Here is a 21,028-nt window from a genome sequence, read left to right on the forward strand (position 1 = left end):
ATTGCTTTTATCCACTACGAATTTTCTGTAATTATGTTTTTTAACGACGCCGTATTTGCTGATAATAACGAATAATCCATTTCTTCTTCTAGTTCCAAATACGCTATATGAGACGTTTTAAGGTTAATTAACTGGTCGGTGGCATACCCAACAAGGTCAGAAATACCCGGATTATGGCCGAATAACAATACACGAACGTAAGATGCCGGTATATCGTTAAGGCGTTTCATCAGAAAAAGATGGTGCGCTTCATAAACTTTTGGTTCCCATACAATGCGTTCCACAGGATAACCTAAAATGTTGCAGAAGATTTTTGCTGTCTGCATCGCGCGGTTAGCGGTCGAGGAGATGACAAGTGTTTTTTCATCTATAGTCGGTAGGTGCATTTTAAGCTTTTTGGCAATATCTTCGGCACGATGGATTCCTCTGGGAGTTAAGTCTCTGTGGAAGTCATCTTTGCTGAAAGTAGGTAATTCAGCTTTTGCGTGTCGAACGATATACAGCGACTTTCTTTCCATATTTGATCCTCCCTATTTCACTAGACGCTTCGTTATGTAGTCGTAGCTTTTCTTTATACTTTCAAACTTATTTGGGAGATAGATATCATCTTGTTCCACAAATGCGTATTTTAACCCTGATTTATCAGCATAGTCTGCAATTCTGATAAAGTCTATTGCTCCGGCTCCTACTTCCGTATACCTGACTTCTTTCATGATATCTAAAAAATCGGCATCATCGTATCCTTCTCCCACAACGGGCTTGGTGTACTGTCTGTCCATGTCCTTTATATGCCACATCGGAAATCGACCTGGATATTTTTCAAAATAAGATTGCGGGTTAAGCCCAGCTTTTTCTATCCAAAAAAGGTCTAATTCGAAATCGACGAGGTCTGGCTCGGTAAAAGCGATAAGGATATCCAGCCCCTTTGTCCCGTTTGCAAAATGCCTAAATTCCCAGAAGTGATTGTGGTAACCGACTTTAATGCCTGCTTTTTTAGCCATTTCGCCAAATCTATTGAGCTGTTCTGCTGCATATTGGTAATCATCGGGTTTTAGGTTATTTAAGTCATCCATTGGCGTTACGGGGGCCACAATATAGGATTGCCCTAATTGATGGGCAATTTCGATATATTTTTCAATATTTTCATACTCGGTTAACTTTCGGTTGAGGTATTTGGACATATCATAGTGCCCACTATGTGTCTTCAGGTTATTGTCGTCCAATACTTTTTTCAACTCCGGGATCGGAAGCTTCCAATAAGTGTCTTGGGCGGCGTCAAAACCAAATGTTTCCACGTGTTTATATCCGATTTTTGCGACTGTATTGAGCGTGTTTATAGGATCTTCATTGATTAAATCACGGATGGAGTATAATTGTATACCTATGTTACTAAAAGGGTCGTCCGTTAATGTAGTCCCCTTACAGGAAGATAAATATGGACTAAGAAAAGCCGCGGATAAACCTAGACCAGCTTGCTTAAGAAATGTTCTTCTACTGTTGTACATACCTTATTTTAAGAATGTTAATCTGCAAGGAAAGTTAATAAAAAATAAACAAAAAAAGGATTCTGTTGACTAGAATCCTTTTTTATCGATTATGCTTATGGCTTATACAGTCATAATGTCTTTTTCTTTTACCTCGGCAAGTTGGTCAACTTTAACAATAAAAGCATCCGTTAACTTCTGTACTTCACCTTCTCCTATTTTGATTTCGTCTTCGGATATCCCTTCTCCTTTTAATTTCTTAATAGATTCGTTAGCATCCTTGCGAATGTTCCGTATCGCTACACGACCTTTTTCAGCTTCTTCCTTTACTTTTTTTACCAGATCGCGACGACGTTCTTCTGTCAATGGGGGTACAGCCAAGCGAATAATAGAGCCATCATTCTGTGGGTTTAATCCGATATTCGAATCAACAATTGCTTTCTCAATGGTGCTAATTAAATTTTTTTCCCAAGGCTGGATAACAATAGTCCTAGCGTCGGTAGTATTGACATTACTTACCTGAGAAAGGGGGGTCATACTGCCGTAATAATCGATGACAATTCCATCTAACATCGCCGGAGATGCTTTCCCAGCTCTAATTTTAGTCAGTTCAGACTCTGTGTGAGCAACGGCCTTGCTCATATTCTCTTTACAGTCGTCTAATTCTAAGGATATCAGTTCATTCATATCTTTTGTATTTCTTTTGCATTAGATTAACTAACCACCGTGCCGATATGGTCACCATTGGCTAATTTATTCAGATTTCCCGGTTTATTCATATCGAAAACGATGATAGGGAGGCTATTTTCTTGACACAACGTAAAGGCAGTCATATCCATTACATTTAAACCTTTCTCGTAAACCTCATGGAAAGAAATCTTATCATAGCGTTGTGCAGAAGGATCTTTTTCTGGATCGGCTGTGTATATCCCATCAACACGCGTGCCTTTGAGTACAGCATCGGCGTTGATTTCGATCGCACGTAGCGATGCTGCCGTATCAGTCGTGAAATAAGGGTTTCCTGTACCTGCTCCAAAGATAACGATTCGTCCTTTTTCCAGGTGCCGCACTGCACGTCTACGAATAAAAGGTTCACAAATCTGTTCCATTTTAATCGCTGTCAGTAAACGGGTTTTTAAACCTACTTTTTCCAGCGCATCCTGCAAAGCCATACTGTTAATAACCGTTGCCAACATACCCATATAATCGGCCTGTACGCGATCCATACCCGCTTTTTCAGCGCTTAATCCCCGATGAATATTACCCCCACCGATAACGATGGCGATTTCTAAACCTTGGCTATGAATTTCTTGAATATCGTTCGCATATTGCATCACCCGATTGATGTCGATGCCGTAACTTTGTTCGCCCATTAGGGCTTCTCCGCTGAGTTTGAGTAGGATACGTTTGTATTTCATGATCGTTTTTTGGAATATTTCCAAAAGCCAAAGATAAAACTTTTTTTCTTGCCTCCCGCGTTTATATTACCCTTTTTTCACGTTCATAATTTGTCTTTCGCCGCTTCCACTACCTCTTCATAATAGGATTCATAAAGCGGGAGAATTTTGCTTAAATCAAATTCTTTCGCTCGAGCAAAGGCAGCGTCTTTGAAAACTTGTAGGCGGTCACAGTCTTCTAAGATGTGAATTGCATGCTTTGCCATATCATCGATATCACCAATATCGCTTAAGAATCCACTTACGCCGTTAATATTTAGTTCGGGTAGCCCTCCGGTGTTAGAAGAAACAACCGGGACATGGCAGGCCATAGCTTCCAAAGCTGCCAAGCCAAAACTTTCCGAGGAAGAGGGCATTAGGAATAAATCCGAAACGGATAATATTTCCTCAATAGCATCTTGTTTTCCCAAGAAGCGTACGTTTTGGCTAACGTCTAATTGACGCGCTAGCTCTTCTGTGTTTCGCCGCTCGGGCCCGTCACCAACCATCAAAAGTTTACTCGGAATAACCTCGTTGATTTTATGGAAGATGCGAATAACGTCTTGGGTGTTTTTAACTTTCCGGAAATTGGAGGTGTGGATAATGATTCGCTCATTTTCAGGAGCTATGGCACGTTTAAAGTGCGATCTGTTCTTATTATGAAAACGAGAAAAATCTATAAAGTTGGGAATTACACGCACATCTTGGGTAATTTCAAAAGATTCCAATGTCTGTTCGCGTAAATTCTCAGAAACGGCCGTCACCCCATCAGAATGATTTATTGAAAACGTAACTACCGGATTGAAGCTTTTATCTTTTCCTACCAAGGTAATATCTGTCCCATGCAGGGTCGTCACTACAGGAACATGAATGCCGTATGACGCTAATATCTGTTTCGCTAGATAGGCGACCGACGCATGTGGAATCGCATAGTGTACATGTAATAAATCCAGTTTTTCGAATCGGACCACGTCTACCAGTTTGCTTGCTAAAGCAGATTCATAGGGCGAAAAGTCAAATAGGGGATATTGAGCGACAGCAACTTCATGATAGTAAAGGTTTTCTGAAAAGAAATCTAACCGAGCGGGTTGAGAGTAAGTTATGAAGTGGATTTCATGTCCGTTGGAAGCAAGTGCTTTGCCAAGTTCTGTTGCGACTACGCCGCTTCCGCCAAAAGTAGGATAACATACAATACCTATTTTCATCTGTATAAATTTGTTTTTTAACGGTATGTAAACATACAGCGCAAAGATAAGGATGCTTTTATAATTGCTTTGCAATAATTGGGGAAAATGATTAAATTTAAAATTATGGACAATGAATCTTTAAAGAAAGAGCTATCATATAGAACTTCTCGTTCGGGAGGGGCAGGGGGACAGCATGTAAACAAGGTGGAGTCAAAAGTAACACTTGTCTGGAATGTCAATGAATCAGAAGCCCTGACAGAAGATGAGAAAACACGTGTTCGCCAAAAATTAACGAATCGATTGAATAAAGAAGGCTTTTTGCAAATGGAGGCTTCAACCGAAAGAAGCCAAACGAAGAATAAGGAGATCGTCACCGCCCGTTTCTTTGATCTTCTCCATCATGCGTTAAAAAGAGAAAAGAAACGGGTAGCAACCAAAATTCCTAAATCTCAAATTCTGGATCGACTAGATAGAAAGAAAAAACAATCTCAAAAGAAGCAGAATCGTAGAAAGAAACTCAACTTTGATTAACAACAGCATATCTCCTATTCCCGGAAATGACTTACAGTGAGCGGCCGCCCATGTTCATCTTTTTCAAAGGCAGCCAAAAAGGCCACTTTATGTCCTTCCAAATGCAGGAATCTAGAAATGAAATCCTCATTACGCTGGGTTGATTCTATGCGTAATATAAAATCTTCATCGTCCAAATCCACTGTCGCAAATTTGATGTCCTTTGACACTTGATAGAGTTTAGCAATTAAGTGAGAACGCTCTAAAATTGTCCGAATTGAGGTTTTGAAAATCAATACATACTTGTTCATCAGTAGACTATTTTTTTTTGAATATGAATACCACCAGATTAACCTACCCAACAACCAAAACAAATATGCATGAAACGTATTGGAATTTTTAAGGAAATTCGGTCGAAACGGACAAAATATCGGCTGAACCGTCCGTTTCTTCGGCGAACCAACTCATTATAGCCAGAATCTCAAATTATCCCTCCAGCCATTGGATAAAAGCATGGTACTTCTCCTTACTTACCGAAATCTTAATGGAATGGTTAACACGCAAATTGAGGACAAGTTTACGGGAGAGTCCTAGGTTCGCAAAAGCAATCGCAACACGATTTAGAATATGTTGCCGGTTTACTCGGAAGAAATCGTCGCCAAGTAAATGTTCCATTTCTTCTAGCGACTTATTGATGAGGTATTCCTTGCCACTGTGTGTTTTGACGAAAACATTGTCGAACTCGATGTAACAAAGGGCGATATCAGCGATTTGAATGGGAATGATCTTGTCTCCGTGTATGACAACCAAAGACTTTTTGGTTCTTTCGGTTATTTTATGCGTATTGCTTACCGAATGAACCAGATCTAACGTAGTTTTATTAAACGTCTGCCGTAAGAGACGGTACTTTTCTAATGTCTTATGGATGCTTTCGTCAGAAAATGGTTTTAAAATGTAATCTAGTCCAAAATGTTGGAAAGCCTCCATCATATATTGGTTATAAGCGGTGCAAAACACAATGGGAGCAGTGGGAGGAATGGTTTTGAATATATCGAAAGATTCGCCATCCCCAAGCTGAATATCGCTAAAGATAAGGTCGACGGGTTGCGCAGTTTTAAAATAGGTTATCGCCTCCCGTACGCTTGTTAAGCGGGCAGAGAGTTGCATGTTCGGTTCTAAACGTTTCAGTGTCGAACATAAATCTTCAGCCGTCAAATCTTCGTCTTCAATGATGATCGTTCTCATGTTGGATAAGTTTAAGCCGTACCTCAAAAGTAGTTCGGTTTTCGTGGATAATTACACTATCTTGAAGATAATAGCTAAACCGCTCTTTGAGGTTGTTCAGTCCATAATTATTATTGTCGTCCATAGATGGTTTGCGTAAACAGGTGTTGTTGCTGACCACGACCCAGCCTGCTCGCTCACGAATTGTAATAAATAGCGGACGATCAATCGTATAAAAATTATGTTTCAGTGCATTATCAACCAATGGTTGCAAGGAAAAAATCGGAAGTAGGTCTTGGTAAACATGCTCTGAAACTTGAATATCAAACTGTATCGCATCGTTAAATCGAAGTTTTTGCATGGACATATAATCTTCGCAGAGTTTGAGTTCTTGTTTGACAGTTGCCAGCCCATCCTCAGAGGTCATGAAACTTCCCCGTAAATAATCTGATAATTGCAATAAATAAGGCTCTGCTTTAGCGCTATCTTTTTTTATAAGCGATTTTAAACTGGAAAGGGCGTTGAATAAAAAATGAGGTTGTACCTGTTGACGTAACATCTGGTTGACTGCCCGTTCTTTTAGTTTATCCAATTTCGATCGTTCTAGCTCGAGTTGGTTTTTAAAATAATCCGTCATTAAAAAATATAACCAAAGCAATACGATAAAATTCAAGATAACAGCCCTAAAACCTGCAAGAAGAAAGAGATTAAAGATAGAGCCCGTGATAATTTTGCGTTCCTGGGGTGTCAGCAAGCCTGAGTGAAGGAAAAAGACTACTAGCGTTAAAGATATAGTAAAGGTGATAATAAAACTTAGTATTTTCACCTTGAAAGGGGACTTAATGGGATCCTTGACGTCAAAATGCACATGAAGTGCGAGATTACTCACAATAATTCCAAAAAATGCTGCAAATCCTGCGCACGTATTGAGCCAAAAATGAGCTTGATCCTGATATAGCAGCGCATCGATAATCGATATGGATACGATACAAAGTGAAAATACTACGCTACGCTGAATCCAACACTTTAGCGGATAACGATGCTGGTTACGTATAAAACCCATGTATAATAATTTTTACAGATGACAAAGATAATGGAATATTTTTATTGCAGCCGACGTCTCAACTAGATTGATTGTTCAAATACAGAGGATTTTACACAACTATTTTTTAAAAACTAAAAAATTAGTTGTATAACTAAAAAAATAGTTATAAGTTTGTTCTTACAATCGATTGCAGGCAATATTGTCTTTTTAATAAATAGCGTTATGGACGAAATAAAAGAACTTACAAAGGCGGAGGAACAGATCATGCAGGAACTATGGAACATGAGGGGAGGATTCGTGAAAGAAATCATAGTCCGATTGCCAGATCCTAAGCCAGCTTATAATACAGTATCTACCATCATTCGTATTCTAGAAACCAAGGGTTTCGTAGAACATGAGTCTTTTGGCAAAAGCCATCGCTATTTGCCTAAGATTAGCAAAGAAGAATATAAGAAGTTAATTACAGGAAAACTCTTGCAGAATTATTTCGATAATTCCACAACGAGTATGCTATCTTTCTTTTTGGAAGAAAAGAAAATGAATGTAAAAGAATTGGATGAGATCATGCAGATCATCCAGCGGAATAAGAAATAAAATTTAAGCTATGACGTACTTGATTTTAGCAAACTTATCGTTGATGCTGTTCTTTGGAATATACATACTAGTGCTGAAACGCCTTACGTTTTTTCAGTGGAACAGGATCTATTTACTGAGCGCAATAGTTGTTTCATTCGCGATACCGCTGTTACAATTTGTAGATTTGAGCCATCACAGGGAAGTATATCGACCATTGGCAATGATCGACTTTGCAGAAATGGACACCGTGAGCCTAGCGGATGAGGCGGCACATAACCATTCTTGGTCGCCTATGGACTGGGTTCGACTGGTTTATATCGCAGGAGCAGGATTGATGTTACTCTGGCTAGGTATCCGGTTGTATCGCGTGTTGAGCGCCTTCGGAGGTAACATTTCAGAACATCGGAGTTTTTCTTTTTTCAACCGGGTGTTCATTGCCGAGGATATGCAACGTCGGGATGTTATCGCTTCGCATGAGCGTATCCATATAAAGCAGGGTCACAGTTATGACATTCTGTTTTTGGAAGTCGTGCGCGTATTCAATTGGTTCAACCCGATTTTTTATTTCTACTTGAAAGAACTTAAGTTTCAACATGAATGTATCGCTGATGAGGCTTGTGCGAGAGACAAGGTAACTTACGCTGAACTCTTGGTCTCGAATGCGATGCGTGTTTCTCGTAGTGTATTGGTGCACGAGTTTTCCAATAAATCATTTTTAAAACAACGTATTATGATGTTATTCAAAAATAAATCGAAGAAAATAAACCGAATTAGTTACATGATGATCCTGCCTGCCTTGCTATTGATAAGTGGGGTGGCAGTGGCATTCAACGTCTCTATCAGAGACACAATGGAGGCTAAGATAGAACATTTGGAACAGTTGGAGAATATATCACCTAATGAACCACTAACCTCTTTGAATGAGGTGATGGATGATATTACCCAGCAGCGGGGTACAACGAAACGTAAAGTAGTGAGTCGCTCAGGGGAAATAATACCCAAAGGAAGCTTCAGTCAAGCGGAACACCAGCGAACCGTTGCAGAAGTTACTATAGTTCCGCAGCAGAAGGAAGATACGGCGCGGGTATTTACGGCCGTCGAAGTTAATCCAGAACCAAAGGGAGGCCTAAAAGCCTTTCGTGAATGGGTAGGCGAAAATTATCATTATCCTCAAGTCGCAATAGATGCAGGTGTAAAAGGGCGGGTTGTCATTTCTTTTATTGTGGAAGCCGATGGCCAGCTAAGTGATTTTAAAATTGTAGAGGATCTTGGTTATGGGACGGGCGAGGAGGCAATCAAGATTCTTAAGAAAGCCGAGGCTTGGCGGCCAGGAATACAAAATGGTCGAAAAGTGCGTGTCGCTTATACTTTACCTATAAACATGAATCTTCAAAAATAGTGTATTCCGTCTCACGTCGCTATAAGATGGAGTAGGGGAATCAAGGTCCGGTAAATCCAAGATCGAGATAGGGCATCCCATCTTGATCTTGGATTTTTTATTCTGAGGAAGAGATTTACTCGCGTATTTCGATGCGTAACAACCTAATTTCTTCTTGCAGTTGTTCAATTTTATGTAAAAGATGTTGTGCAACCTCTATACCCTGTAGGTTGATTTCCAGTTCGTAATGCCAAGTAGCAAATTGCTCCAACGCTTTTAGTTCTTCTTCTTTAACGAATTCCTCCTCGTCTTGCACCACTACTTCAATCAAACCATTTCGAGAAAGATTTTGAATAAACTGTCGCTCTATTTTGTGGGATTGGCAAACATCTATTATCCTTATTAAAGTTCTTTCCATAGCTTATTTCTTTAGATTGGCCAATTGTTGAAACAGTTCTTTTTCTTTATCGCTGAGATTAGTAGGGAGTTTCACATGCAACGTTACATACAAATCCCCAAACTGTCCGTCTTTTTTGTATAGAGGAAAACCTTTCCCTTTTAGACGAATTTTAGTCTCATTTTGCGTTTCCGGTTTAATCTTAACTCTGATCTTCCCTGCAAATGTTTCCACCACGGTTTCCCCACCCAAGAGCGCCGTATATAAATCGATATTCTGTGTGGTGTAAAGGTCATTCCCTTTACGCTGAAAGTGAGGATCTGATAAAATACTAAATTCAATATAGAGGTCGCCATTCGGGCCACCGTTAACCCCTTCGCTACCTTGTCCGTTGAGTTTGATTTTTTGTCCGTTTTCGACACCGGCAGGAATCGTAATCCGAATATTTTTACCATTTACGGTAAACGTTTGTTGGTGCGTAGTATAGGCTTGCTGTAAGGTCAGTTCCAGTATGGAATGGTAGTCGTTCCCTCTAAACTTGGTTTGTCTGCCACCGCCCCGCCGGCTCCCAAACATTTGCTCGAAGAAGTCTGAAAACTCACCGGTATCGTAATTCCCCGAATAGTCAAAATCAAAACCATCAAACGGATTTCCTGTCGATCCTCCGCTGGCGCCACGACTACGCTGTTGCTGCTGCGCTTGTTCATAAGCTTCTCCGTGCTTCCAATGCTCGCCATATTGATCATATTTTTTCCGCTTTTCCGGATCGGTTAAGACTTCATTTGCCTCGTTGACTTCTTGAAATCTCTTTTTAGCATCCTCGTCATTTGGATTCAGATCGGGGTGGTATTTTCGGGCGAGCTTTCTATACGCTTTCTTAATATCATCTTGGGAGGCATTTCGCTCTATCCCCAATACTTTATAATAATCTACAAAAGCCATACACTTATTATGTTGTAGTTAACATAACAAGAGGAGCAGTTTTTTGTTTTTTTACTGGAAGGCATCCACGAATTGATTTATCGTTTCGATTTCGTCGGTCGTTAATCGAATGTCGATACTTTTGGCATTTTGGAGCGCCTGTTGTGCATTCCTTGCGCCAGCTAATGCTATGGTAATGCCTGGCCGTTCAATCGTCCATCGCAATACTAATTGGCTTAAAGAAGTATTTTTGCTGTCGGCGATAGGTTTTATCTTTTCTAATAGCACATTTGTTTTATCGATAAATTCAGGCTGGAAATGCGGTGAAGTTGCACGATGATCACCCTCCTGAAAGGTATAACCTGGATGGATTTTACCAGTTAATAGTCCGCGTTGAAGCGGACTATAAGCTAAAATGGATTTGTTATGTTCTATACAGTATGGGACCGTTTCCATTTCAATACCGCGGTTAACCATACTAAAAGGAACTTGATTGGAAACCAGATGTACGATTTGTTCCGCTTCCGCCATTTGCGCGCTGGAATAATTGCATACACCGGCGTAACGAACCTTTCCCTGCTCTATTAATCGAGAGACAGCTTCAAAAGTTTCTGAAATAGGTGTAGTCGAATCCGGCCAATGAATTTGATACAAATCGATATAGTCTGTCCCCAAACGTTTCAAGCTTTGTTCGCATTCATATATAACACTCTCTTTTCCGGCATATCTATAGACGTCCAACGCATTTCCGTCGTTGTCCTGTGTGTGCATGGCGAAATCACCTTTGGCGGAAGCTAAATCCCACCGCATCCCAAATTTCGTCAAGAGCTGTATCTTATCACGAGATATATTTCGTATCGCCTCACCAACGATCTCTTCGCTCGTCCCTTGTCCATATATAGGGGCGGTATCGATAGAAGTTACCCCCACATCATAGGAAGCTTGAATTGCTTCTATAGCTTCTTTTCTATCGGTCGAGCCCCACATCCATCCTCCGGCCGCCCAAGCTCCAAAGGTAATGGCAGACACTTTCAAGTCACTATTGCCTAAGTTTCTATATAGCATATCTGTCTGTTTTTTCGCTTAACGCTTGTTTGAATCAACGGGTAATCGCTTGTCACGATTCGCTATTTCCCAAGCAACATGGAAGATCAATTTCGCCCGTTTTACCATCATCGGGAAGTCGATTTTGTCAACTGTATCTTCCGGTGTGTGATAGTGTGGGTGCAACCCCGAGAAAAAGAACGCGGACGGAATACCCTTTTCGGCAAAGTTATAATGGTCTGAGCGATAATATAAACGCATCGGATCGTTCGGATCATCATACATATAGTCCAATTCCATTTGGGTGTACGTATTGTTTGCGGCTTCTGTAATCTGTTTTAATTCGGAGCTCAATTTATCTAGGCCTATGGCGTGCATGTAATTGTGGTTTCCGTTCAAATGCTTGTCATCTATCCGCCCAATCATGTCCATGTTGATACAAGCTACGGTATTTTCAAGTGGGAAAACGGGATTTTCAACATAAAATTTTGAACCAAGCAGCCCTTTTTCTTCGGCAGCAAGACCAATAAATAACAAGCTTCTACGCGGACCTTGGCCGTCCCTCTTCGCTTGTGCAAAGGCACGGGCAAGTTCCATAACGCCTACTGTACCCGAACCGTTATCATCGGCTCCTGGGAAAAATGTACCATCAGGTAGTATCCCGTCATGGTCATAGTGCCCTACGACGACGACAATCTCATCTTTTAAGTCCGAACCTTCCAATAAGCCAAGTACATTGGGATCTGCAAATTTTTCTTTCGTGATTCCCATTTCGGCATCCACTTTTGCAGGGATGGTGAAAGTCGAAGGATCGTTTTTTTGTTGTTCAAGGCTGGTTTGCTGTTTTTTCAATAGCTCATTTGCCATCCTTGACGAAATGTTGACCACCGGAGCTTGGCTAGTGCCTGATACAGCATCATTTCCATCATCCAACGAGAATCGGCCACTTGTTAAGCGCTTCCCGAACCGCGCCATATTTTCATCGACGTAATCGCCCGTCGCCAAAATCATTTTTGGATTTTTCTTGAGAAGTTCCTGCACGCGCTTAAATCGGCTACTGGCCCATTCCGACATCTTCTTGGTACCTGTAACAATGGAATTTCCGTTCGCATCTTTCGGTTCTCCTTCATTGATGACTAAAACCACTTTATCACGGATATCGATATTGGCTAGGTCATTATGTATTTTGTCTTGAATGCCGTATCCAGCAAATACGATGTCATCTGCATGGTAGATGGTCTGTTTGTTATCACCCTGTATAAAGAAATCTTTGCCATTTTCATAAGCCGTTCCGTCCACGACAAAATTTTGTACCTGATAGGAAACTCTTGCTAGGTTTACCGGTTGAAAATAGTCGCCGTTAACCGGGGCCGTCAAGCCGTAAGACTTAAACTGTTCAGCAAGATAATGTGCGGTTTTTTCACCTCCTTTTTGACCGGTTCCTCGTCCTTCAAATTCCGGCGACGCCAACAACGTCAAATGTGCCTTTGCGGTTTCTTCTGTCACGAGGTCCGCGTATTTGAGCTGTACCCGATCTTGCTGGGCTATTGCACAACTATGGAGTACAGGGACAAATAAAAATGCGGTAATCCAATTTTTTATCATAGTCAACATAAATATCTTTTAGTATCCAATATAGCTACCAATGGTTACACTACGTACAAGCAATCTTATTTACACGTGTGCCATGTCTGCCTCCTTCAAAATCGGTGGTCAGGAATGTTTTTACAATTTTTTTTGTCAGTTCAAGGTCGACAAAGCGCGCAGGAATACACACGATATTCGCATCATTATGTTGCCTGGCTAGGGCTGATATTTCGTTTTGCCAGGCAATCGCTGCCCGAATACCTTGATGTTTATTTGCTGTGATAGCTACGCCGTTGGCACTGCCACAGATCAATATACCTAATTCGTTTTGACCTTTTTCAACACTAGTAGCTACTGGATGTGCAAAATCAGGATAATCTACAGACTCGGCCGTTGCAGCGCCGAAATCTTCTACGGTATAACCCTCATCTTTGAGAAATTCAAGCACAGCCGTTTTATATTCAAATCCAGCGTGGTCACTTCCTATTGCAATTTTTTTAGACATGGCCTTTGTTTTATTTTTGATTATAAAATTCTTTTTCTTTTTCCAGTTTTCGCTTATGCACATTGGCAGAAACCATGATGCTCAACTCATAAAGTACGAACATAGGCGCGCTAACGGTCAATAAGGTGATTACATCTGCCGTAGGGGTGATGATGGCGGCGATAATTAAAATAATGACAACCGCGTATCGTCTGCTCGCCCGCATAAAAGCAGGCGTCATTAAACCCAGCTTGGACAATATGAAGATAACGATAGGCAAGAGGAAAATTATCCCACAGCCTAATGTCAACGTCGCGATCAGCGATAAATAAGAATCAATGGTAATCTGGTTGGTGATTTCGTCACTTAAAGATACATTGGTCAAGAAATTGACGGAGAGCGGAACGACAATATAATAACCAAATAGTGCGCCAACGATGAACAGCACAGTCGCATAGAATACAAATCCCCGTGCAGAGTTCTTTTCTACATCTGTTAAAGCTGGTTTTATAAAAAGCCAGATTTCGAAGAGAAGATAAGGGAAACCCAATGCAACCGCCATCAATAGACAGGAATTGATCTGAAGCATAAACTGCCCAGCCATCTCCGTGTTAATGATATTAAAAGGGATACGTTCTACGCAAAAGCCATCCAAACTGAACAAATCACCCATTTTGCACATCATCCGATACGTCCAAAAGTCAAGGTTTTTTGGACCCATGATAATCTTGTTGAAAACGAAATCGTAAAATGTAAATGAAAGAATAGCAAATACCGCTATGGCGATAACTGAGCGGATAATATGCCATCTGAGTACTTCTAGATGCTCAAAGAACGACATCTCTCCTTCGAGATTCTTTCCCTTCTGTTTTATTGCTTTAATTAAATCGTTTGATGTTGACATCCTAAATGTTGTTTCTGAAACAAAACAAAAATACCATTCTTATTTTGAAGAATGGTATTTTAAGCGTATGTAAAGGAAATTTTATTCAACCTCTTCGTCTGGATACTCCGTAAGATCGAATGTTTCCATGAATTTTGTTGTAAAATTACCTGCTCTAAAGTTTGGATCGCGCATTAAACGTATGTGCAGCGGAATGGTCGTTTTTACGCCTTCTATCACAAACTCGCTCAGTGCTCTCTCCATTGTATTGATTGCTTCTTCACGTGTTTGCGCGACACAAATTAATTTGGCGATCATCGAATCATAATTCGGTGGAATTGTATATCCTGCATACACATGTGTATCTACCCGAACACCGTGTCCTCCGGGCGAATGAAAGTTCGTAATTCGACCAGGTGACGGACGGAAATTATTGAACGGATCTTCCGCATTAATACGGCATTCAATGGCGTGCATGGTCGGCTCGTAGCTTTTTCCCGAAATTGGAATGCCTGCGGCTACCTTAATCTGTTCTTTGATAAGGTCGAAATTAATAACCTCTTCTGTAACCGGATGCTCAACCTGAATACGAGTGTTCATTTCCATAAAATAGAAATTACGGTGTTTATCGACCAAAAACTCGATCGTACCTGCACCCTCATAATTTACGGCTTGTGCTCCCTTGATAGCTGCTTCTCCCATTTTTTCGCGAAGTTCCGGCGTAATAAATGGAGAAGGTGCTTCCTCCACCAACTTTTGGTGACGGCGCTGTATAGAGCAATCACGTTCTGATAGGTGACACACTTTTCCATACTGGTCTCCGATAACTTGTATTTCGATATGACGGGGATCTTCGACAAACTTCTCAAGGTAGATGCCACTGTTGCCAAATGCAGCTCCGGCTTCCTGACGGGCAGAATCCCATGCAGGCTCAAATTCGTTGTCATTCCATACAATACGCATCCCTCGTCCACCGCCACCAGCGGTAGCTTTTAAGATAATGGGGTAACCGATTTCATTGGCCAGTTTAATACCTGTTTTCACGTCCGGAATCAAACCTTCAGAACCTGGTACAGTGGGAACACCCGCCCGTTTCATGGTTTCTTTTGCCGATGCTTTGTCGCCCATTTTTTCTATCTGCTCAGCCGTAGCACCAATGAACTTGATGCCGTATTCGGTACAAATGGCAGAGAATTTTGCGTTTTCTGATAAAAATCCGTATCCGGGGTGGATGGCATCTGCATTCGTCAATTCGGCTGCCGAAATGATATTGGGAATGCTTAAATAAGAATCTTTACTTGCGGGGGGACCGATACAGACAGCCTCGTCAGCGAAGCGTACATGTAGGCTATCGCGATCCGCTGTGGAATAAACGGCAACGCTCTTAATGCCCATTTCGCGACAAGTGCGAATGATACGAAGTGCAATTTCCCCTCTATTTGCTATTAATATTTTTTTGAACATCTTCTATACCTCACATCTAAACTATGATGGATCAACTAAGAATAACGGTTGATCAAATTCTACAGGTTCTGCATCATTTACAAAGATTTTCACAATCTTGCCCGAAACTTCCGATTCAATTTCATTGAAAAGCTTCATAGCTTCCACGATGCACAGTACCTTACCAGGAACGATTTCGTCACCCACATTTACAAACAATGGTTTATCAGGACCTGAGGCACGGTAAAAAGTTCCGATCATTGGTGATTTAATGGTTAACAGGTTTGACGACTCAGCCACAGGTGTACTGGAGGCCGGCACAGCCGGTGTTGTACTCGTTGGCACTGGCACAGGTTGCGCTACCGGATTTGGAACAGTTGCTGTAACATAGGTGGGTTCCTGATTCGTTTTTATCGTGATTTTAAAGTCTTTTTCTTCGATAGCGACTTCATTCACACCTGATTTGGCAACGAATTTAATCAAGTCTTGAATTTGCTTAATATCCATACTCATATTTTTAGTAGGTTTCATGTGTAAATAACTTTTTTTTAAGACCACATGGAGTATCCGGTTTTTCATGTGTGTTTACATGTTGAAACTGTGGATATCTCCTGTATAAATTCTTACGATAGATTCTTGCTCCAAGCGTAAGACATAAACTGGAGCAAAGTTAATAATATTTTATGCTTTTGTATAAGCCCACTTTAGATAAACGGCTCCCCAGGTGAACCCACCGCCGAAGGCTGCTAATATTAAGTTGTCTCCTTTTTTTAATTGGTTTTCCCACTCCCACAGACAAAGGGGAATGGTACCGCTGGTCGTATTGCCGTACTTATGAATATTAACCATAACCTTATCCTCAGAAAGACCTGCGCGTTCAGCAGTGGCGTCGATTATCCGTTTATTCGCCTGATGCGGCACAAGCCAATCCACGTCTTCTGATGTCAAATGGTTCTTTTCCATTACTTCTACAGCCACATCGGCCATATTGGTGACGGCGAATTTGAATACGGTACGCCCTTCTTGATATGCGTAATGAAGGCCAGCTTCTACTGTTTGGTGGGTCGCTGGATTCAATGATCCTCCACCTTTTATGTTCAAATATGGACCTCCTGAACCGTCTGTTTTCAAAACAGCATCGATAATGCCGTTATCCTCTTCGTTTGGTTCCAGTAACACACACCCACAGCCGTCACCAAATAGGATACAGGTATTACGATCTTCGTAATTAACCACGGACGACATCTTGTCGGCACCTACAACCAAGACCTTTTTATGTTTGCCCGATTCTATAAATTGTGCTGCTGTAGTCAAACCAAATAAAAACCCCGAACAAGCTGCTTGGAGGTCATACCCCCATGCTTTCTTGGCACCGATCTTATCCGCTAAAATGTTTGCGGTAGCAGGAAACAGCATGTCTGGTGTACTGGTACAAAAGATGATCAATTCAATTTCATCGGCAGAAATGCCGCGTTTTTCAAGTAATCCTTTAACTGCAGGAACCGCTAAGTCTGATGTAGCCTTGCCTTCCCCTTTTAGGATTCTCCTCTCTTTGATTCCTGTTCGTGTCACAATCCACTCATCGTTGGTGTCAACCATCGTTTCTAACTCTTGGTTAGTCAGGACGTAGTCAGGAACATACCCGTTTACAGCAGTAATTGCAGCATGTATTTTTGACATATATAATTAATTGAAAGCAGACTTGATTTTATCGATGATTTGCGACTCAATCATGTCTTTTGATAGTAAAACCATGTTTTTGATAGCTTCTGGTGTCGAGATACCGTGCCCGATGATAACCGGTGCGTTTACACCCAAAATCGGGCTTCCCCCATAACGTTCGTAATTGAATCTATCAAAAAATTCGTCTTTAAACCCCTTTTTTAGCGTAACTACATAAAAGGATTCAGCAAGTTTTAATACCACATTACCCGTAAACCCGTCACATACATATACGTCAGCCGCGTCTGTAAAAAGATCGCGTCCCTCTGTATTGCCAATAAAATTTATTTTTTTGTTCTCTTTGAGTAGGGGATAGGTTGATATGGTTAAGTTGTTTCCTTTTTCTTCTTCCTCGCCGATATTGAGCAGGCCGACTTTTGGATTTTGCAAGCCATAAACATATTCCATGTATAGGCTTCCCAAGGTCGCAAATTGCGACAGCATTTCCGGTTTGCAGTCCGCATTTGCACCTACGTCTAACAAAATACCATAGCCACTTTTAATCTTCGGAACATTGGTTGCGATAGCAGGACGAAGAACGCCAGGAATCGCTTTTACACTGAATACTGCTCCAACAAGCATAGCTCCTGTGTTACCAGCCGAAGCAAAAGAGTCAATTTCACCGTTTTTTAACAATTCAAAACCTTTAGCGATGCTAGAGTTGGGCTTTTGAGAAATAGCTTTGGTAGGATGCTCGTGCATGCCTATGTTTTCCGGAGCATGGACGTATTCAAATTTTTCGGGATCCGCTCCAGCTTGTTTTAACCGTTCTACGGTGTCTTGCTGATCACCTATAAGAACAAGACGTTGTCCCTCCTGTAGCGCTTTTTGGGCTTCAATCGCCCCATTTATTGTGGAGTCGGGGGCATAATCCCCACCTAAAACGTCTAAACCAATCTTCATTCGTTATTATTTTAGCATCAATAATACGCAAAAACATCCCAAATTAAAGTATAAAAATTGAATTTTACACCTATTTGGGATGTTTAATTTCGTTGAATGATGTCGTTAGACAGCAGCGGTGTTTTCAATAATCAATTTTCCGTTGTAATATAGATTACCATCTACTGTGTATGCACGGTGAGGTGTGTGTACTGCACCTGTTTCTTTGCATACAGTTAACGTAGGTCTTTCAGCCTTATAATGTGTTCTTCTTTTGTCTCTTCTTGATTTAGAAGTCTTACGCTTTGGATGTGCCATCTCGTATCTCTGTTTTAGTTATTTTTAATTTTCTTTAATATATCCCAACGTGGGTCTGTTTTTTCTTCTGTATCCGTCTCTGTGTCTAAGTCCGTTGAATCGTTCAATTTTGCTAGCATCTCCGGATCACAACTGGCGGCTGTGCCCTGCTCTGAACACTTGCTATAATAAGGAACACGAACGTTGATGTATTCGTAAAGTAATCCTGCGATATCCAATTCGTAATCTGTTTTGGACAATACCAACACCTCTTCTGTTTCCTCGTTCCAGTCATCGTCGCTAAACTTGACCAGTACCCTTTCTTGAAAGTCTTGCGTTGCATCAAACTCCGCTAAACATACGTCACACGTCAATCGGATTGTGCCGTATATATGGAAATTGACGATCAACATGTTTTCCTGCTTTTGCAGTTCTACATCAGCTTTGAGCTGTCCCTTCTTTACAAGCGAGTGTTCGTAACAATCAAAGAACTTATTATCGATCTCAAACTCGAAATTGTGCTTTCCAGTAGTTAAACCTGAAAAAGGGATCCTGTAATATTTTAGATGTTTCACAATCTGCATTCGAGCGTGCAAAATTAATTATTATTTCGGTAAAAAGGAAACTTTTTGCAAATTATTGCTCCTCGTCTCCATAGTAATACTTGCCAAGTTCTATTTTCTCCCTGCCGTTTGCCATTCGCCAGCGGTTTGTATCTCGTAGCGAATAAGCGCAACCGCAGTATTCCTGCATATAGAACTTTTCCCGTTTGCTGATTTCGAGCATCCGTGCCGAGCCACCTTTCTTCCGCCAATTGAGCGTCCAATACGCCATATCTGGATGACGGGAAGCTGCCCGTAGCCCGCAATCGTTGATTTGCTCCATGTTTTTCCAACGGGAAATGCCTAAAGAGCTCGATATGACGTCAAATCCATGTTTTGCGGCATATTCAGCCGTTTTTTCAAAACGCATATCGAAACACATCGTGCAGCGAATACCACGTTCTGGTTCATTTTCCATTCCTTTAGCCAACTCAAACCAATGGTCTACATCGTAGTCGGCATCAACGAAGGGAATATCGTGCTTCTCGGCAAAACGAATATTTTCTTCCTTGCGTAAATCATATTCGCTGCGCGGATGGATGTTCGGATTGTAGAAATAAATCGTAAAGTCAATGTCTGACGCGATCAATGCTTCCATCACCTCGCCCGAACAGGGGGCACAGCAGGAATGCAATAGCAATTTCTTGCCATTATCGGGCAAATTTAACTTTTCTCGTTTGAATTCCTTGTTGTCCATTATACCACCGCATTTAAATATAATGCAATTTTACGGAAAACTACCAGATTTTACAAAACCCCACCATTATTTGTTACTTTTGTGATACATGATACGATAATCTTATGTATAAAATCTCACCCATATATTATGTGTTTGCCGTTCTAACGGTTATCCTTGGTTTTTATGCATGTGAACGAGACGATGCAGAGCCAAACTTGGAGATGAGAAAGTTTACCCGTTTGTATGTTTCTTTTGAAGAATATACGCCAGGGAAAAACCCTCCCGACACCACTGTTCGTATTATTTATCCTGCAGACTCCTCTGTCTTTGCATTCAATGGTAGACATATATCGCAGGTGCAGGGGGGCGGGCCGATTTATTATGAATCCCATCCGAGTGTCAATGCCATCTTTCAAGCTAGTGTCAACCGCGCAGGTACAAATGATACATCGATCGCTGTCCTGAGTATGGGGTCATCGGGAGCATTGAATAATGCCGGACTTCCCAAAAGTCGATATTACAATAACGTAAGGGGAATGGTGTTTCATGAGCGAGCGAATGTACTCTATGTTGTCAACGGCAGCGGGCCGGATGCGGGTGTATATGTTATGGATCGTCCAAGATATGCAAACCGGGAGAAACAACCCCTTAAGAAGTTAAGAAATAACAGCTTAACCATGTGGGGGGCAGCCTATCAAAATGAGAAGCTCTTTACTTCGAAGACAACTGCAACGGAGGGATCACCGGCAGGAATCTATGTTTTTGACAACATTTCAGGTAAAGAGGTAAACCCCCAGGACTCTATCGGGAGATTAGACTATAGCCGCATTTTAGAGATTGAAGATGCTACAGATCTGCGCGGTCTATTCTACGATACCGTTAAGAATGTCATGGCGGTTGCACAGATGGGAGACGGAACGCCAGGAAGTGGCCGTATCCTTATATTTGAGAACTTTTCTGATCTGGTAGAGGAAGAAGGCACGATTACGCCCACGCGCATAATCACGGGGGCCAATACAGGCTTGGTATCACCTGTTGATGTCGTTATCGATACAAGGGAAACAGGAGTCTATTTATACGTTGCTGACCGCACAGCACGAAAAATATCCCGCTTTCTATATACCGATAATGGCAACGTAGCGCCTGACAAGGTGATTGATACCTCCAATTTAAAAGATGGCAGGACACCTGTCAGCATTACCTTGGATACAAGGGAGCATGAGCAGTGATGATTTTTAGCTATTTTA

General features: G+C 41.3%; 25 protein-coding genes. 4 read left to right on the plus strand and 21 right to left on the minus strand.

What is annotated here, in order from left to right:
* Positions 1-14: 14 nt before the first annotated feature.
* The 5 genes from C5749_RS15740 to bshA all read right to left on the minus strand — a co-directional run bounded on the left by C5749_RS15740 (position 15) and on the right by bshA (position 4,125).
* Complete coding sequence (locus C5749_RS15740) at positions 15-518, minus strand: SixA phosphatase family protein (protein ID WP_105727190.1); 504 nt, start codon at positions 516-518, stop codon at positions 15-17.
* 12 nt (positions 519-530) lie between these two features.
* On the minus strand, positions 531-1,505 hold the full coding sequence (locus C5749_RS15745) for a sugar phosphate isomerase/epimerase family protein (protein WP_105727191.1): 975 nt from the start codon (positions 1,503-1,505) through the stop codon (positions 531-533).
* Positions 1,506-1,607: 102 nt separating this feature from the next.
* Complete coding sequence (gene frr, locus C5749_RS15750; RefSeq protein WP_105727192.1) at positions 1,608-2,171, minus strand: ribosome recycling factor; 564 nt, start codon at positions 2,169-2,171, stop codon at positions 1,608-1,610.
* Between the two features lie 26 nt (positions 2,172-2,197).
* Positions 2,198-2,902 carry a UMP kinase gene (gene pyrH, locus C5749_RS15755; protein WP_105727193.1) on the minus strand — a complete coding sequence of 235 codons (705 nt, stop codon included), beginning with the start codon at positions 2,900-2,902 and terminating at the stop codon, positions 2,198-2,200.
* An 83-nt stretch (positions 2,903-2,985) separates the two neighbouring features.
* Positions 2,986-4,125, minus strand: a complete 1,140-nt coding sequence (gene bshA / locus C5749_RS15760; RefSeq protein WP_105727300.1) for an N-acetyl-alpha-D-glucosaminyl L-malate synthase BshA — start codon at positions 4,123-4,125, stop codon at positions 2,986-2,988.
* Positions 4,126-4,212: 87 nt separating this feature from the next.
* On the opposite strand from bshA, the gene arfB reads away from it, so the two are divergent.
* Positions 4,213-4,638 carry an alternative ribosome rescue aminoacyl-tRNA hydrolase ArfB gene (gene arfB, locus C5749_RS15765; RefSeq protein WP_245893811.1) on the plus strand — a complete coding sequence of 142 codons (426 nt, stop codon included), beginning with the start codon at positions 4,213-4,215 and terminating at the stop codon, positions 4,636-4,638.
* 14 nt (positions 4,639-4,652) lie between these two features.
* Here arfB and C5749_RS15770 read toward each other — a convergent pair whose 3' ends face one another.
* The 3 genes from C5749_RS15770 to C5749_RS15780 all read right to left on the minus strand — a co-directional run bounded on the left by C5749_RS15770 (position 4,653) and on the right by C5749_RS15780 (position 6,904).
* Complete coding sequence (locus C5749_RS15770) at positions 4,653-4,928, minus strand: hypothetical protein (protein WP_105717025.1); 276 nt, start codon at positions 4,926-4,928, stop codon at positions 4,653-4,655.
* A 175-nt stretch (positions 4,929-5,103) separates the two neighbouring features.
* The gene (locus tag C5749_RS15775; RefSeq protein ID WP_105727194.1) at positions 5,104-5,862 is read right to left on the minus strand and encodes a LytR/AlgR family response regulator transcription factor; all 759 of its coding nucleotides are present in this window, start codon (positions 5,860-5,862) and stop codon (positions 5,104-5,106) included.
* Positions 5,843-6,904 carry a sensor histidine kinase gene (locus C5749_RS15780; RefSeq protein WP_105727195.1) on the minus strand — a complete coding sequence of 354 codons (1,062 nt, stop codon included), beginning with the start codon at positions 6,902-6,904 and terminating at the stop codon, positions 5,843-5,845. The genes C5749_RS15775 and C5749_RS15780 overlap by 20 nt, the downstream gene beginning before the upstream one ends.
* A 204-nt stretch (positions 6,905-7,108) precedes the next feature.
* Between C5749_RS15780 and C5749_RS15785 the strand changes: the two genes are divergently transcribed.
* Positions 7,109-7,480 (plus strand): BlaI/MecI/CopY family transcriptional regulator, encoded by a 372-nt coding sequence (locus tag C5749_RS15785; protein ID WP_105727196.1) that lies wholly within the window; start codon positions 7,109-7,111, stop codon positions 7,478-7,480.
* Between the two features lie 10 nt (positions 7,481-7,490).
* On the plus strand, positions 7,491-8,861 hold the full coding sequence (locus C5749_RS19855) for a M56 family metallopeptidase (RefSeq protein ID WP_105727197.1): 1,371 nt from the start codon (positions 7,491-7,493) through the stop codon (positions 8,859-8,861).
* Positions 8,862-8,976: 115 nt separating this feature from the next.
* Here the strand turns inward: C5749_RS19855 and C5749_RS15795 are convergent, their stop codons facing one another.
* The 13 genes from C5749_RS15795 to C5749_RS15855 form a co-directional block, all read right to left on the minus strand.
* Positions 8,977-9,258: a chaperone modulator CbpM gene (locus tag C5749_RS15795; protein WP_105727198.1), complete on the minus strand. Its 282-nt coding sequence runs from the start codon at positions 9,256-9,258 to the stop codon at positions 8,977-8,979.
* Positions 9,259-9,261: 3 nt separating this feature from the next.
* A complete protein-coding gene (locus C5749_RS15800; protein WP_105727199.1) occupies positions 9,262-10,179 on the minus strand; it encodes a DnaJ C-terminal domain-containing protein in 918 nt (305 codons plus the stop codon).
* A 51-nt stretch (positions 10,180-10,230) separates the two neighbouring features.
* The gene (locus C5749_RS15805; RefSeq protein WP_105727200.1) at positions 10,231-11,223 is read right to left on the minus strand and encodes an aldo/keto reductase; all 993 of its coding nucleotides are present in this window, start codon (positions 11,221-11,223) and stop codon (positions 10,231-10,233) included.
* Between the two features lie 18 nt (positions 11,224-11,241).
* Entirely contained in the window at positions 11,242-12,807 is a 1,566-nt protein-coding gene (locus C5749_RS15810) for a M28 family peptidase (protein WP_105727201.1), read from the minus strand.
* A gap of 49 nt (positions 12,808-12,856) precedes the next feature.
* Positions 12,857-13,294 (minus strand): ribose 5-phosphate isomerase B, encoded by a 438-nt coding sequence (gene rpiB / locus C5749_RS15815; RefSeq protein ID WP_105727302.1) that lies wholly within the window; start codon positions 13,292-13,294, stop codon positions 12,857-12,859.
* A 10-nt stretch (positions 13,295-13,304) separates the two neighbouring features.
* Positions 13,305-14,177: a twin-arginine translocase subunit TatC gene (gene tatC / locus C5749_RS15820; RefSeq protein WP_105727202.1), complete on the minus strand. Its 873-nt coding sequence runs from the start codon at positions 14,175-14,177 to the stop codon at positions 13,305-13,307.
* Between the two features lie 81 nt (positions 14,178-14,258).
* Complete coding sequence (gene accC / locus C5749_RS15825) at positions 14,259-15,620, minus strand: acetyl-CoA carboxylase biotin carboxylase subunit (RefSeq protein WP_105727203.1); 1,362 nt, start codon at positions 15,618-15,620, stop codon at positions 14,259-14,261.
* Between the two features lie 21 nt (positions 15,621-15,641).
* Positions 15,642-16,112: an acetyl-CoA carboxylase biotin carboxyl carrier protein gene (accB, locus tag C5749_RS15830; protein ID WP_105727303.1), complete on the minus strand. Its 471-nt coding sequence runs from the start codon at positions 16,110-16,112 to the stop codon at positions 15,642-15,644.
* Positions 16,113-16,280: 168 nt separating this feature from the next.
* Entirely contained in the window at positions 16,281-17,279 is a 999-nt protein-coding gene (locus C5749_RS15835; protein ID WP_105727204.1) for a beta-ketoacyl-ACP synthase III, read from the minus strand.
* 6 nt (positions 17,280-17,285) lie between these two features.
* On the minus strand, positions 17,286-18,224 hold the full coding sequence (gene plsX / locus C5749_RS15840) for a phosphate acyltransferase PlsX (protein WP_105727205.1): 939 nt from the start codon (positions 18,222-18,224) through the stop codon (positions 17,286-17,288).
* Positions 18,225-18,329: 105 nt separating this feature from the next.
* Positions 18,330-18,521: a 50S ribosomal protein L32 gene (rpmF, locus tag C5749_RS15845; RefSeq protein WP_071790457.1), complete on the minus strand. Its 192-nt coding sequence runs from the start codon at positions 18,519-18,521 to the stop codon at positions 18,330-18,332.
* Positions 18,522-18,535: 14 nt separating this feature from the next.
* Positions 18,536-19,084, minus strand: coding sequence for a YceD family protein (locus C5749_RS15850; protein ID WP_245893812.1), 549 nt, complete (start codon positions 19,082-19,084; stop codon positions 18,536-18,538).
* A 52-nt stretch (positions 19,085-19,136) separates the two neighbouring features.
* Positions 19,137-19,799, minus strand: a complete 663-nt coding sequence (locus C5749_RS15855; RefSeq protein WP_105727206.1) for an epoxyqueuosine reductase QueH — start codon at positions 19,797-19,799, stop codon at positions 19,137-19,139.
* Positions 19,800-19,903: 104 nt separating this feature from the next.
* Here C5749_RS15855 and C5749_RS15860 point away from each other — a divergent pair, with 104 nt between their 5' ends.
* Entirely contained in the window at positions 19,904-21,010 is a 1,107-nt protein-coding gene (locus C5749_RS15860) for a hypothetical protein (protein ID WP_105727207.1), read from the plus strand.
* Positions 21,011-21,028: the final 18 nt, after the last annotated feature.

Source organism: Sphingobacterium gobiense, assembly GCF_002980575.1.
In the GTDB taxonomy this organism is placed as follows: domain Bacteria; phylum Bacteroidota; class Bacteroidia; order Sphingobacteriales; family Sphingobacteriaceae; genus Sphingobacterium; species Sphingobacterium gobiense.